9 protein-coding genes are annotated in these 14207 nt (G+C 57.3%); 5 read left to right on the forward strand and 4 right to left on the reverse strand.

Annotation, left to right across the window (positions count from 1 at the left end):
- Positions 1-9: 9 nt before the first annotated feature.
- The 3 genes from metG (at position 10) to ACFFFR_RS09685 (ending at position 3201) form a co-directional block, all read left to right on the forward strand.
- Positions 10-1614 carry a methionine--tRNA ligase gene (gene metG / locus ACFFFR_RS09675; protein WP_377459957.1) on the forward strand — a complete coding sequence of 535 codons (1605 nt, stop codon included), beginning with the start codon at positions 10-12 and terminating at the stop codon, positions 1612-1614.
- A 94-nt stretch (positions 1615-1708) separates the two neighbouring features.
- Positions 1709-2383, forward strand: a complete 675-nt coding sequence (gene thpR, locus ACFFFR_RS09680) for an RNA 2',3'-cyclic phosphodiesterase (RefSeq protein WP_377459959.1) — start codon at positions 1709-1711, stop codon at positions 2381-2383.
- Between the two features lie 44 nt (positions 2384-2427).
- Entirely contained in the window at positions 2428-3201 is a 774-nt protein-coding gene (locus ACFFFR_RS09685) for a glycerophosphodiester phosphodiesterase family protein (RefSeq protein ID WP_377460177.1), read from the forward strand.
- A 19-nt stretch (positions 3202-3220) separates the two neighbouring features.
- On the opposite strand, the gene ACFFFR_RS09690 is transcribed toward ACFFFR_RS09685, so the two are convergent.
- The 4 genes from ACFFFR_RS09690 to ACFFFR_RS09705 all read right to left on the reverse strand — a co-directional run bounded on the left by ACFFFR_RS09690 (position 3221) and on the right by ACFFFR_RS09705 (position 8469).
- Positions 3221-5674 (reverse strand): ABC transporter permease, encoded by a 2454-nt coding sequence (locus tag ACFFFR_RS09690; protein ID WP_377459960.1) that lies wholly within the window; start codon positions 5672-5674, stop codon positions 3221-3223.
- Positions 5667-6455, reverse strand: coding sequence for an ABC transporter ATP-binding protein (locus ACFFFR_RS09695; protein WP_377459961.1), 789 nt, complete (start codon positions 6453-6455; stop codon positions 5667-5669). The genes ACFFFR_RS09690 and ACFFFR_RS09695 overlap by 8 nt, the downstream gene beginning before the upstream one ends.
- Before the next feature lie 89 nt (positions 6456-6544).
- Positions 6545-7240 carry a response regulator gene (locus ACFFFR_RS09700; protein ID WP_377459962.1) on the reverse strand — a complete coding sequence of 232 codons (696 nt, stop codon included), beginning with the start codon at positions 7238-7240 and terminating at the stop codon, positions 6545-6547.
- Positions 7237-8469 (reverse strand): sensor histidine kinase, encoded by a 1233-nt coding sequence (locus tag ACFFFR_RS09705; RefSeq protein WP_377459963.1) that lies wholly within the window; start codon positions 8467-8469, stop codon positions 7237-7239. The genes ACFFFR_RS09700 and ACFFFR_RS09705 overlap by 4 nt, the downstream gene beginning before the upstream one ends.
- 309 nt (positions 8470-8778) lie before the next feature.
- Between ACFFFR_RS09705 and ACFFFR_RS09710 the strand changes: the two genes are divergently transcribed.
- Together ACFFFR_RS09710 and ACFFFR_RS09715 are read left to right on the forward strand one after the other, a co-directional pair.
- On the forward strand, positions 8779-11148 hold the full coding sequence (locus ACFFFR_RS09710) for a heparinase II/III domain-containing protein (protein WP_377459965.1): 2370 nt from the start codon (positions 8779-8781) through the stop codon (positions 11146-11148).
- Positions 11149-11410: 262 nt separating this feature from the next.
- Complete coding sequence (locus ACFFFR_RS09715) at positions 11411-13360, forward strand: heparinase II/III domain-containing protein (RefSeq protein ID WP_377459966.1); 1950 nt, start codon at positions 11411-11413, stop codon at positions 13358-13360.
- Positions 13361-14207: the final 847 nt, after the last annotated feature.

Genomic DNA, 14207 nt, shown 5'->3' on the forward strand with positions numbered 1-14207 from the left:
GTACTTATCGTGAGCACACAGCAGCAGACCTATTACCTTACGACCGCCATTGCCTACCCCAACGGGGAACCGCATATCGGCCACGCCTACGAATACATCGCCACCGACGCGATGGCCCGGTTCAAACGCCTCGACGGCTACGACACCTTCTTCTTGACCGGGACCGACGAGCACGGCCAGAAGATGCAGCAGACCGCCGAGAAATTGGGGATGGCGACCGCAGATCTGGCGGCCCAGAACGCTGCCGTGTTCAAGCGCATGGACGATGAGGTGCTCAACGTCTCCTACGACCGGTTCATCCGCACCACGGACGAGGATCACCACCGCTCCAGCCAAGAGATCTGGCGCCGGATGCAGGCCAACGGGGACATCTACTTGGATAAGTACGCCGGCTGGTACTCCATCCGGGACGAACGGTTCTTCACCGATGAAGAAACCGAGGTCCGTGAGGACGGCGAACGCGTCGCGATCGAGACCGGCACCGAGGTCACCTGGACCGAAGAAGAGTCCTACTTCTTCCGCCTGTCCGAATACCAAGACAAATTGCTGGCCCACTACAAGGCTAACCCTGAGTTCGCCGGCCCAGACTCACGCTTCAACGAGGTCATCCGTTTCGTCGAGGCCGGTCTGCAGGATTTGTCGATCTCCCGGACCAGCTTCGACTGGGGGATCACCGTGCCCGTTCAAGAAGACTCCGACCAAGACCACGTGATGTACGTGTGGGTGGATGCACTGACCAACTACCTCACCGGCGTTGGCTTCCCCGACACCGAATCCGAGTCGTTCGGGAAGTTCTGGCCGGCTGATCTGCACGTGATCGGTAAAGACATTTCCCGGTTCCACTGCATCTTCTGGCCGGCCTTCTTGATGTCAGCCGGGATCGAGTTGCCCAAGCGGGTCATGATCCACGGGTTCCTGCACAACGAGGGCCAGAAAATGTCCAAGTCCTTGGGCAACACCGTTGGCCCCGAGGAATGGGTCGCCAGGTACGGTCTGGATGCGGTCCGGTTCTTCCTGCTGCGGGAATTCCCGTTCGGTCAAGACGGCTCCTACTCCCACGATGCAGTGGTGGGGCGCAAGAACGCGGACCTCGCCAACAACTTGGGCAACCTAGCTCAGCGCTCCCTGTCCATGATCTTCAAGAACTGTGATGCACAGATTCCGCACCCGGACACCTACACCGAAGCCGATGAAGCGATCCTGGCGCAGGCCGAAGGGCTGTTGCAGCTCAGCCGCGAGGATTACGAGCTGCAGGACTTCCACGACGCGCTGGAGAAGACCTGGCATGTCCTAGGGGAAGTCAACGCCTACTTCGCCGATCAACAGCCGTGGGTCCTGCGCAAGACCGATGAGACACGGATGAAAACTGTGCTGTACGTGACCGCAGAGATCGTTCGCAAGATCGCGTTGCTGCTCCAGCCCGTTATGCCGGAATCAGCCACCAAATTGCTCGATGCGCTCGGTATTGAAGCTAGCGGGGACGCCGGGGCCACCAACGCCTCCAACACCGGCCCGCGTAGCTTCGCGGCCTTCGACGAGCCACTGGTGCCGGGTACCCCGATCGATAAACCGGTCGGCGTGTTCCCACGGCACGAAGAGCCGGCCGAAGCGTAAGAAGCTACTTGTGAGTTGACCGGGGAGGCTACTGTTGAGTCACCCCGGAATCATGCGGCTAGCGCGGAAGCGAGATTACCGCTAAGTTTGGTGCATGGCCACCCGACTGTTTGCTGCAATCTACCCGCCCGAGCAGGCGCTAGATGAGGCTGCCCACCTGTTAGATCAGGTGCGGGCAGAGACCGGGATTGGTCTGCGCTGGATGCCACTACGCCAGTGGCACATCACGTGTGCGTTCTACGGTCAGAGCTCTGCCGGGACGGCTGCCGACATCGATCAGGCACTGGCCCGGATTGGCAACGGCTACCCAAGTTTTGCGCTGTCTTTGCAGGGGGCCGGGCATTTCGGCCACCGCACCCTTTGGTTGGGTGTTGGTGGCGCCGGGGAAGATCAGCTCGCACGGCTCAGTGCCGAGGCACGCCAGGCTGGGGAGGCAGCCGGTCTTGAGATGGGTCCGGAACGAGCCTTCACCCCACACCTGACCGTGGCACGGCGATCGGTCAGGGGACGTTTCCGGGATCGGCAAGCAGAACGTGGTCACCGCCGGCAAGTACGCCAAGCACGTAAGCACGGCTTTGCGGAAGATATTCCGCCGCCGATCTTGGGTACCGACGAGATGGATTTCGCGGTGCGGGCGTTGAGTATCTTCCGTGGCCGCACGTTCGTGGCCGAAGAACTCGTTCTAGTGGAATCAACGCTGGGGGATGGTCCCGGCGGGGGAGCACACCACCAACCGTTGGCCAGTTACCCCTTGCGCGGTGCAGCGTGAGGAACACCGAGCAGAAAAAACCGTACTTTCGGCCACCAACCCTGGTGCCGGGAGCCGTCAAAGGTTTTAGCCACCGCGGCAGCGACATGTCCAGAGAAAACACAGCGGCCGCATTTCAGGCGGTCGCCCAATTAGGGTTCCGGTACTTCGAGACGGATTTGCGCACCACACTGGATGGCAAGCTGGTGTGTTTCCATGACTCGGTGTTGGATCGGGTTACGGATCGTCGCGGGCCAATCAGTAAGTACACGTGGGATGAGCTCAAAGACGTGCGGGTTGGCGGGGAACCGATCCTGCTGTTTGAGGAACTGCTGGCCACGTTTCCCGATCATCATGTCAACGTGGATCTGAAGGACAGCGCCTCCAGCCAATACTTGGGTCGGTTGATCCGCCGCTATGATGCGGCCGAACGGGTTTTGGTGGGCTCGTTCCAAGACAATCACCGGATCAATTTCTTCAGATCGTTCCCTCGCTACCGGAATGTGATGGCTTCCTCCGGTGGGCAACGCTGCCTGACCATGCTCTGGTCGGTTTCCAGGCTCGGGGTGAATGCTGCCACCTTGGCGGTGGGTAAGCGCATGCGCAAGCAGCTGCTGATTGATGCGGCTCAGGTGCCGGTCTATGAGAAGGTTGTTCGGGTCACTGACCGGCGATTTATTGAGTTCTGCCATGCGCTGGGCATTGAGGTGCACGTGTGGACCATCAATGATCCGGCCACCATGGAGCAACTCATCGACTTGGGTGTGGACGGGCTCGTCAGCGATGACGGCCCAGCACTGGCGGGTGTGCTGGACCGTCATGGCTTCTGGCCCCAATAGGGCCATTGGTTATTCGGGGCTACTCGGTGAGCGCCTGAACGGGCTCCAGTTTCAACGCTCGGCGGGCCGGCACCGTGGCGGCCAGCATGGCGCAGGCCAGTGCCACCACGATGGTGGCCGCGATCGCTAGCCACGGAACGACAAACTTCGCTTCGTCTGTCACCATGACCGCGTTCGCGCCGAGCCACCCGTAAATGACGCCGAGCACGCAACCCACCAGGACCGCCACCATACTGATGAGCAGCGCCTCCAGTGTGAGCATTGACCGCAAACCGGACTTGGTGAGTCCGATAGCCCGCATCAGGCCATTTTCTCGCTGGCGTTCAATGGTCGAGAGCGTCAGGGTGTTCGTGACGCCGATAAAGGCGATGATCAACGCTACCGCAAGCATGGCATTGACGATCGAGAGCAACACATTGATGATCTGCTCGAACATGGCCCGTTCAAAGATGGAACCAAACACCACGGTCGGTTCAACACCGAAGGCCTTGGCGAGTTCGTCACGGTAGTCCTCAAGGTCGCTGCTGGCCAACGGAGCGGAGAGCTGCACCAGATAGAACCCAAGCTCTTGGTCGCCGGTAGGGAAGTCAGCCTTGTTGGCCAACGGATCCAGCGGGTACATGAAAGGACTCTCCTTGGCGGTGAGCTTTACGGAACCAAGATCCATGGTTTCCCCAGCCGGGACCATACGGGTGAACACTTCGCCCGAGGCCGGACCTGCCAGCCCTAACCGGTTGACCTTTTTCATCTCCTCCTGATCCACCAGCAGCACAGAGCGACCATTGGCGGCGGTCATGGTGGAGACCGGAACAATATTGCCGGTGTGCTTCTTGACCAGCTCGCTGGCATTAGCCAAGGCCTGCTCCGGGGACAATGGCTGATCGGTGCCGCTGGCCTGGACATACACATCAACCGGCATAGCCTCATCCATGGTCTCGTTGACCGAGTGTTTGACGGTTTCTGCGCCGGTGATCATCATCATGATCAGGGTGGTACCAATCAGCAGCGCGGCAGCGGTGGTCGCTGAGCGGCGCGGGTGCCGGACAGCATTCAATCTTGCCTGCGCGCCCGGGACTCCCAGCGGTTTGAAGAGCTGCCCGAAGACTGACACTAGCGCCGGGATGAAAGCCGGGGTGAGGACGAGGACACCGATGAAGGAGACGAGCCCGACCACCATGGCGAGGAAGAGCTGTGCTTCGACGAACACGAAGAAGTAGAGTCCAGCCGCGCCGAGTCCCAGTAGCAGGAGTCCAGAGATGATCCGCAGAACGGAAAGGCGTTTGCTGCCGGTCTCCAACAGCTCTGGTGCTAGTGCGGCGACCGGTTGGACTTTGGTGGCGTTACGGGCCGGTCGCCAGGCCGCCAAAAGGGTGGCGAGGGTGCCAACGAGTAACGGCCACAAGACTGAAGCCGGCGTTGCTGTGAAGGCGATGAAGTCAATGTTCCAGATCGCTCCAGCCAAGGCTAGCGCCCCGGCCAGCAGGCCCAAGCCGATCAGGACGCCGATCGCGGAGGAGATCAACCCGATGAGGAAGGCTTCACCCAGCACGGTGCGGAACACCTGGGCTTTGGTCGAGCCGACGATGCGCAGCAGGCCCAGCTCCCGGGTTCGCTGGACGATGATCACCGCGAAGGTGTTATTGATGACCAGGGTCATGACGGCCATGGCGATCAAGGAAAAGACGGTCAGGACCATGGCGATCGGTAAGAAGTCACCGCCGCTGGAACTCTGGTCGGTTATGTAGCCTTCGACCGTAATGGCCTTCAAACTTTCGATTTCAGTTGGTGTGAAGGTCCCGGCAATCTGGCTGGCCACCACATCAGCGTCTTGTGGTGCTGTTCTGATCACCATTTCCACCGGTGCGGCTTGAACTTGGGTGAGGAGCTCTTCCTGCGCAAAGATCTGGATGGTGCCGGCCAACTGGGGTGTATGCAAGGTTCTGATGATGCCTGAAACCTTCAGCATGTGTTGGCTAGGTTCGTCCCCGGACTGGAACTCTGTTTTGATCTCGTCACGGAGGTTGATCTGATACTTCTCGGCACTGGCCTGATCGATCACTACCTCGTGCGGGTTCCGTGGGGTGGACCCGGTCACCAGCGTGAAGGGAAACTGCTTGACGTTGTTCGGCAAACCGATGGCCGTCATGGTGCGGCGCTGGTTTTCTTGTGTGGTGAGCTCACCGTAGGCGCGACGCAGATAGTACGCGTGCTCAACCTGCGGTAGGCTCTGCACCCGCTGGAGCAACTGCGGCGAGAGCGCCCTGTCGAGCGCTGCAAGGTCGTCGGTATCCCGGGTGACCAGTACGGTTGAGTTCTTGTACATGGCACCCAGGGAATTGTTCAGGGTGGCTTGGGAAGAGGAGACACCGGCCAGGGAGGCCGTGAAGAAGGCGATCCCCACGATAATGGCCATCACCATGGCGGTGTAGCGGCCACGTTGGGCTTTCAGCTGGGCACGAGCAAGTCTAAGCATGATTCACCGCTCCTTCACGTAGGGCGGTCAACCGCTGGGTGATCTGCTCGATCGTGGGGTGCTGCAAGATCCCGGCGATCTGCCCGTCCGCCAGCAGCACGACTTGGTCGGCATAGCCAGCGGCCACCGGATCGTGGGTGACCATCACCACGGTTTGATTCAGCTGGTCGACGCTGGTGCGCAGCAGCCGGAGAACTTCAGCGGAGGTCACCGTGTCGAGGTTGCCGGTCGGCTCATCCCCGAACAACACCGCTGGTCGAGTCAGCAGGGCGCGGGCGATTGCCACGCGTTGTTGCTGGCCACCGGAGAGCTGGCTCGGCTTGTGGGAGAGGCGTTCGGCCAGGCCGAGATTGTGCACCACGTTCTGGTACCAGCCCTGGTCGACCTTCTTGCCAGCTAAGGCGAACGGAAGCTGGATGTTTTCCGCTGCGGTCAAAGTCGGAACCAAGTTGAAGGCCTGGAACACGAATCCGATGTGTTCGCGGCGTAACTTGGTGAGCTGGTTGTCATTCAGCGTGGTCAGTTCCATGCCACCGACCCGCACCCCGCCTTGGTCTGCTCGGTCGAGTCCTGCTAAACAGTGCAACAGCGTGGACTTACCAGAACCAGAAGGACCCATGATGGCCACGAACTTCCCTGCGGGGATAGTCAGGTTCACGCCATTGAGGGCGTGCACAAGCGTCTCGCCACTGCCATAGGTCTTGGTCAGGCCAACGGCTTCAATCGCCGGAGGCTTGTGCGTCGGTGGGTATGGGGCATTGGGGGCGGGTGAAGTAGTCATGTCCCCATCTTGTCCCACGGCGAGAAGTTAGCGCATCGCCTTTCGAGCGGGTCTTGATCTCAGTGATGTCAGACCCCAGGATGACAGGGCTAGTCCTCAACGCCCAGATCGATGCCACTTTGGTAGGCCATCACGACAGCTTGGACACGGTCGCGGGCGTGCAGTTTGGAAAGGATCCGACCCACATGAGTTTTCACCGTGGCCTCGGAGAGGAAGAGTTCGGTGGCGATCTCCTGATTCGACAGGCCGCGGGCTATCAATTCATAGACCTCGCGCTCTCGGGCCGTAAGCGTATTAATCAGCTCGTTGACCTCTTGATGGGCTTCGGGCTTCTTGGTCAGCTGTGGCCCCAGCTTGGTGATCAACCGTCGGGTGGCGCTCGGTGCAATGACGGCGTCCCCTTGGTGCACGGTCCTAATCGCGGCCAGTAGCTGTTCCGGAGGAGTGTCCTTGAGCAAGAAACCGCTGGCGCCGTGTTCAATTGCCGAGAGCACGTACTCATCAAGATCGAAGGTGGTGAGCACAATGATTTTCGGGTGTGGGCCCGGTCCGGACAGGATTTTTTGGGTGGCTGCGATCCCGTCAAGCTTTGGCATGCGGACATCCATCAGGACAACGTCAGCGTTACGCACCGCGTTGGACGCACAGGCCGCCATGCCGTCCTCCAATTGGGCGCTGACCTGAAGATCAGGCTGGGAGTTGATGAGCATCGCGAAGCCGGATCGGACGAGAGCTTGATCGTCAACGACGGCAACATTGATGGGTGTTTCTGTCATGGTTGTCATTTCTGTGGGTAGGGGATAAAGACTGTCAGAATGAAGCGTCCGTCCGGGTGCGGGGCCGCATTGATGGTTCCTCCCACCAATCGGACACGTTCTTCGATACCGACCAGACCTTGGCCGGCCCCGGTGTGGGATAGCGCGCTCGCGGGCCGAGCGGATGCGCCTTGGTTGGCGCGTTGGTTCGCGATCTGGATCTGCAACCCACGGTTCTGCCACGCGAAGCTCAACACAACGGGTTCGGAGGCATCCCCATGTTTGAGGGCGTTTGTCAGACCTTCCTGCACCGCCCGGTAGATGGCCAACTGCGTGACCGGATTGAACACGTCGCGGGCCTCACCCGAAGTCTCGGCTTTGATTGTAAGTCCGGAGACCTCCATGGCTTCGACCAGTTCCACGATGTCTGACATTTGGGGCTGCGGTCGGCCTTCGGCCTGGCCGGGAGCGCGCAAGATGCCTAATAGTTTGCGCATATCGCTGAGCGCATCACGACCGGTTTCGGCGATCGTATCCAGGGTTTCGACGGCTACTTCAGGTTGGGCGGCTGCAGCGTAGCGGGCCCCGTCAGCCTGGGTGATGATGACAGAAAGCGAGTGCGCGACAATGTCGTGCATCTCTCGTGCGATGTGCTGGCGCTCGTCTGCGGCGGCCAGTGCTCGAGCGTTCCTTGCTTCCGCCTCTAGGTATGCCGTGTACTCGGCCAATGCTTGCCGGTGATTCTGGCGGGAGCGGGCCAGATCGCCTAAGGACCATGCCACCGCGCAGATCAGGATGCTCAGACCAGCCAAGAGCACGGATACAAAAAGAATGCTCATGAACTCGCTGTAGTTCTGAGCCTGTGTCAGCAGGGACGCGCCCAAGGCAATGGCACCAAAGATGGCAGTGATGATGCCCGCCCGCGCAGCCCACCGCGGGGCGTAGGCGGCGAGCCAGTAGACGGTCATGGGCACGCCGACAAAATGAACCCCGGAGCTGATCCACTGAAGATTGACCAGTTGAACGATCGAAGCGACAACCACGACGGCCGCGGCTTGGATGGGCCATTTGCGGCGGAACATGTAGGGCAGCAGCATGCCCAGACCAACGAGCATGTGCACTATCGTCAGATCGAGGCCCCACACCCCGGCGCTGAACATGTAAAACAGCGCAAGCAACAGCGCCATGACGATCGAGTCAACCAGAAGGGGGTGACGTCGCCAGAAAGAATCTCGGGGAATCAGCAGCGCAGTTTGCATGGTGATTCCATGTAACCACGCGGCAGGGCCGCAAAGCATCAACCTTGAGTCCGATGTTGCACCAGCTCAAAATATCCGCAGGAATGCCTGCCGGGGCGGGGCGTCTTGATAGGTTGAATAGAGGCCGACTCAGCAGTAGTGTCTGCCACGCGATTTTCAATAGGGTGGGATACTCGGGTGAGACCAGAGGCACATGATTCAGCATGGGCAAAGATCAAGCGTAAGAAGCCTAGAGCTTTGCTGCGCAAGGCCGCCGCAGAGGTCGCTGAGCATGGTGCGGTCGGATTCGTCAGACGCGCGACCAAAGCCGTGGTGACCGGGTCCGTACCAGAAGCCGAACTGCCTGAACTGCCGCGCATCCAGACACTGCAGGAGCTGAGAAAGCACTATAGGCAGCTAGCCACACCCAAACGAGTCTCTCTTGACGACCGCCAGCGGAAACTTCTTGAAGAATTCCTACTGAGGAAAGATCTACCAGGACTAGAAAGGTATTTCCGCCGAAACGCAGCCAAAGTTGGGCGCAGTAATGCTCTGAGCAATCTCAGGGAACAGCTTGAGCAACTCGTGTTGCTCGTCCAGGTACCGCTCGACGGCTTGGACAGTGGCTTAGACCACCGAGTGGGTGGCATCCCTGAAGGCAAGCACGCAAAGCTGACGATCGATAGTGCTGCCAACGAAGACAAAAGTCTTTTCTCGTTGGCTGACAACCCGACACTGATCCGTGAGCTTTCGGGAATGGGCCCGGCTCAATTTCTCATCCAGCAATGGCAGCACAATGCAGAACGCATCCGGAAGCAGCAACCGCAGCTGGTGGAGGTCAACGATCTAGGGATGGCGGGACTGGCAGGTCTCCGAGCGGCTTGTGATGCCCAATTGCCGACCGTGTTCGCTGGAACCATTAAACGCATTGAAGGAACAGATTATTGGTCTGTGCTGGCCCGGAAGCTGCAACACATCATTCTCCAAGAGGCCGCGGAAGTGCGTCTGAACTCACGAACGCAGGCTGAGCTCGCTGTTGAACTTGGCGTTGCTGTGGAACGCATCAAACTTGATACAAGCGGTCAATTGGTGGATTTGGAGCCACTGTCGTTTGCCAAGAAACGTGCCGCATCCATTCTGAAGGGACCGACTTACCGTAAGCACCCGCAGGATCTGGAGGTGGCGAATCACTACTGCAATGACTCGCAGATCGAAATCCCGCCGCACGCGTCCACCAAGATCAGCATTCCACCCCACTTTGGAGAAGACCCGTTCGCGGACAACAACTGGCGGTTCAGTTTTCACTCCCTGCGTTGGAGCGACCGACTCCGGCGCAGTTACGTCAAGACCAAAGAAGAGACGTTCCGAGACACCCATCTACGTGTGATCAAGAGATGGATCCGCAGCTACGGGGATCCTGCTAACCCGGAAGCTCCCAACCAAGCCTGGTCGGACATGGGGACAGGGATCCGTAGCCGTGGAATCGCTGTAGCCCTCTACAGTTACGGGTATGACGCTGAGCTCGTCGCAGCACTCAAAACTCATTTGGAATGGCTGCTGGATGAAAATAACTGGCCGGCACGCGGGAACCATCTGCTGCACGTTTATCGGGGAATTTACGACACCGCGGCCGTGCTCGGGGACACCCGGGCAGAGGACAAAGCGCTTGAGCTGATTTATGAGTACTTGCGGGCAGAAATCACCGAAGAAGGCGAAGATACCGAAGGCTCGCTCATGTACCAGCTCGCCAACAGGCAATGGTCCAAAGAAATCGTCAACGAGCTGGAAACCGATGGCCAAGAAGTTCCTGAAGACATCAAGGAACGAGTCCGTCGCATGGTCAATATTGGCTTTTACGCCACAGATGCCGGCGGAAACATGGCGCAATACGGTGATTCCAACCATGTGGTGAGGAAACCTGTCACCGTTGGATCAAAACTTCCAGCACCATATGGTGATCACAGGACCGTCAAACCTCTCTATATTTACCCGAAAGCGGGCATTGCTTGCGTCCGCTCAAAGAATACAAACCTGGAAGAGTCCACGTTCGCGATGCTCCGTGTGCATCCACCTGGGCCGAAACAAACACACGGTCATGACGACCATGGCCAGGTACTCCTGAGTTTCGGCAAGTACCAAGTGCTACGTGATTCAGGCAGGTTCGATTATTCAAGAGATCCACGTTCGCTTTACCTAAAATCTGCCGCGGCTCACTCTGTTGCTCGATCCTCAGATCCAAAGAAGCGACCGCTCGATTGCGTGCGGGGAGAATTCGGTCCTGTGACTGAAGGTGAGACATTCAGGGCAGTTAGAGCCATCAGCCAATACGCCGAAGACATCACTTGGTATCGCACACTCGTCGTTCACGACAGTGGAGAAGTCGACATCTACGACTACTGGGATGCGCCGGAAGGAGAGACCTTCGAGCTCCTGTGGCAAGTGGATCAGCTACACCTAAGCAGAGATAGTAATGGTAGCTGGCGCTTGGCAACTGGGACGCACAAGGTTGCGACTCTCACGGTGAGTCTTCCAGATCGAGAAGTAGATGTTCTGCGCGCCCAGAAGATACCCCTGGCCGGGTGGCGAGCCGATGCATATGCGTCTTTAGTGGCCTCGAACACATTTGTGGTGGCCGGATTGCCTGCAAATACGCTGATTCGAACCTCATTCAAGCGGCTACATCACACTGAAACACCATAGACAGTGAGAACGTGTGAGTCGGGCGTTGCAGTGGATACGGTCTTGAGAAAAAATACGAAGAGATCTAGTTTTCATCCGATACATGCCATGCAACAAGACAGTAAAAAATAAACTTGTAAGAAGCCGAAATTGAGGAAAATTGCCGATTCGAAGAATAGCGCGCGCACTTGGACTTAGTAGCCGGGCCCGGAATACTGTGCCTAGGAGTCCTCACCTTCATCCGTCTAAGCGCCTGACAGGCTATTCGCAGGAACTGGCTGATTTGACGGAAGATCAGAACAGTCGGCTCATTCGCAAATACCTCAAAGAGAACGCTCAAGACATCAAGGGAAGTCTGTCACAACGGATGGCGCAGAAGCAGTTCCAGCAACTGTTTGAACTGCTATCGATACCGCTTGATGGCCTCGACAATGGCCTAGTTGAGCCCACTGGCCAATCGTTTTCAGAACTTCGAGAGCTGGGCGAAGCATTTGTCGTCAGTGACAAGCATTTTCGAGATGACACGATCTTTGGCCTAGGCAGGGAATGGTTTAACCGTCAAGGTCTTCCAAGTGACCAAGGACCGAAGGACTTCCTCCAAACAACAACTAACGAGATTATTGCGCAACTACGTGGCTCTAAGAGCCACTGGTTGGTTCTAGGTGATGTAGGACTGGCTAGCCTCGCGGGGTTGTGGGCAGCGCGACAAGTAAATCTTCCAGTCGTGCTTCAGCTTGATCACTTGGCACCTAGGACTCTCGAGGAAGACCACGCTTGGGCTGTCCTTAGTCGAAAAATTTTGCGCGTATTTCTGCAAGAAGTTGAGTGGGCGGTCACAGATGACGTGGAGACCGCAGAGTTAGCCATCCGTTTTGGAGTTCAGGCAGAAAAACTTGTCGATTCGAATGGTGTAGTGATCAAGGGAACCCGTCCTCTTGACTTTGCGGGGGAGGAAGCGGCCTTTATCGCAAACGATTCCTCGTTCAAAGCCACAAATCAAGACAAGAAACTTGCCACTCGCTACCGCCAGCTCGGCGAAGTGCATGTTAGACCACACAAGCCCGTCTCCCTACCGTTACCTCCCACTTATTGGGAGGACCCCTTCAACGACGCCAATTGGCGTTTCAGTTACCACACCTTCAGATGGGCCGACGTGTTACGCCGGGAGTACCTAAGAACGGGGAACGAAGAGCTTAAAAAACTGCACATACTAATTCTTAAGCGGTGGGCCAGAACATGTCTAGAAAGCAATAACCACGAACTGATTTCCCACGTCTGGTCAGATATGGGTGCCGCGATACGAAGCCGCAGCGTGGCGTTGGCGCTACACACCTACGGATATGATCCAGAGCTGGTTGCCTTACTGCATTACCATTTGGAATGGCTCAAAGACCCGGCGCATTGGCCAGCACGAGGCAACCACTTGCTCCATGTATACAGGGCACTCTATGCCATGGGCCATGTACTTAATGATCTCGATACCGTGGCAAAAGCGCGTGCGTTGATCTTCGAGTATCTGCGCAACTCGATTTCACCTGAAGGCGAAGACTTCGAGGGATCGCTGATGTACCAACGAAGCAACATGAGTTGGGCAAAGCAAGTTGTAGCCGAGATCGAGGCATGTGCCTCCCAAGCAGTACCAGATGACATCCAAAGTCGCATCGCAAAGATGGCGAACGTAATTGCCTACGCGACCGACTATGGCGGCTATCAAGCTCAATATGGTGATTCGAATAAACACAAAGGCCCAGTATTCAAGATCGGCGACAAGCTCCCGGTCGCGGATGAGGAACACACTACGATTCGTGGTCTGCACGTCTATCCGCGGGCCGGTCTCGGGTTTATTCGGTCCGAGCAGACGGAGAACCCCGAACATAATGTGTTTGCGATGCTCCGCGCCTACCCACCAGGAGACAAACAAGTCCATGCACATTCAGATCATGGCCAGGTGCTCATCAGCTTTGGCGGCACCCAAGTACTCCAAGATTCGGGTCGATACACTTATGGAAGTAATCCTCGTACCTGGTACCTGAAATCGGTCCGGGCGCACTCTGTCGCTGTAGCGACTAACCGAGAAGATCGACAAAAAACGGTGCGTGGTGATTTCACCTATCAAATCGACGATCCAAGCTTCAGAGCTATCGCTGTGTCAGCACAATACGACGAGACAACAAGGTGGCATCGAACCCTCTGCGTTCACAGCAGTGGTGACATAGATATCTATGACTATTAGGAAACTGAAGAGGAAAAGACCTTTGACACATTTTGGCAATTCGGTGACTACCTCGTAGAGCAGACTTCTCCGAACAGTTGGAAAGCGGTGCAAGAAGGGCATCCGACCATCAGCATCGTGTCGAGCCACGCTCCTAACGGGTGCGTAATCGCTCGCGGTGAAACGAATCCGTTTGCAGGCTTTCGGTCCAACGGATACAAACAATTCTTGCCCGCCACGAGATTGCAACTGGAGCAGTTGCCGCCAAACAAGCTGATCCGGACCACAATACGGATTTCGAAATTGCCGAATGCCTAGTGGTGTAAGTAAATTGCAAGACGGTGCTGAGTGCTTCCAAGGACACTCCGTGCGCATCCACCTGGGCCAAGACAAGCACGTGGTCATGACGACCACGGTCAGCTACTCGTGAGTTTCGGTAAGCACCAAATTCTTCGCGACTCTGGGGCAGTACGACTGCTCACGGGATCCACGCTCGCTCTACCTAAAATCCGCGGCGGCACACTCTGTTGGTCGATCGGGCAGGTTGGGGGACGGCACCCACGCAGCTACATCTCTTAGAATGAATTGCTTATCTCAAGTTTGGAAGTGTGCGGATTCGGATTTCCAGACCGTCGGGAGAGGGAAGAGACATGAAAACATTTCATGGGGATGAGAACACTCTGATGGGACACAGATTAGATGCTTGTCGTCGATTCGAATCGAGCACAATCGTTCTTCTGAATGAACTTGGGACAAACAGACTTGTTCGTACAATTTTCCGCTGGATTATTTGAGCGGTCACCGACGACCTGAAACTTCCGGTCCAACGGTAAGCGAATCTATCCGGTTGGGATGAAGCTAAAACACC

The organism is Micrococcoides hystricis (genome assembly GCF_042434215.1).
Taxonomy (GTDB): domain Bacteria; phylum Actinomycetota; class Actinomycetes; order Actinomycetales; family Micrococcaceae; genus Micrococcoides; species Micrococcoides hystricis.

What these genes read in the sequence shown, in the direction of transcription:
- thpR (WP_377459959.1), top strand. Translation starts at nt 1,709, where the DNA reads ATGGCCACCCGACTGTTTGCTGCAATCTACCCGCCCGAGCAGGCGCTA.
- ACFFFR_RS09695 (WP_377459961.1), bottom strand. Translation starts at nt 6,455, where the DNA reads ATGACTACTTCACCCGCCCCCAATGCCCCATACCCACCGACGCACAAG.
- ACFFFR_RS09690 (WP_377459960.1), bottom strand. Translation starts at nt 5,674, where the DNA reads ATGCTTAGACTTGCTCGTGCCCAGCTGAAAGCCCAACGTGGCCGCTAC.
- ACFFFR_RS09705 (WP_377459963.1), bottom strand. Translation starts at nt 8,469, where the DNA reads ATGCAAACTGCGCTGCTGATTCCCCGAGATTCTTTCTGGCGACGTCAC.
- ACFFFR_RS09700 (WP_377459962.1), bottom strand. Translation starts at nt 7,240, where the DNA reads ATGACAACCATGACAGAAACACCCATCAATGTTGCCGTCGTTGACGAT.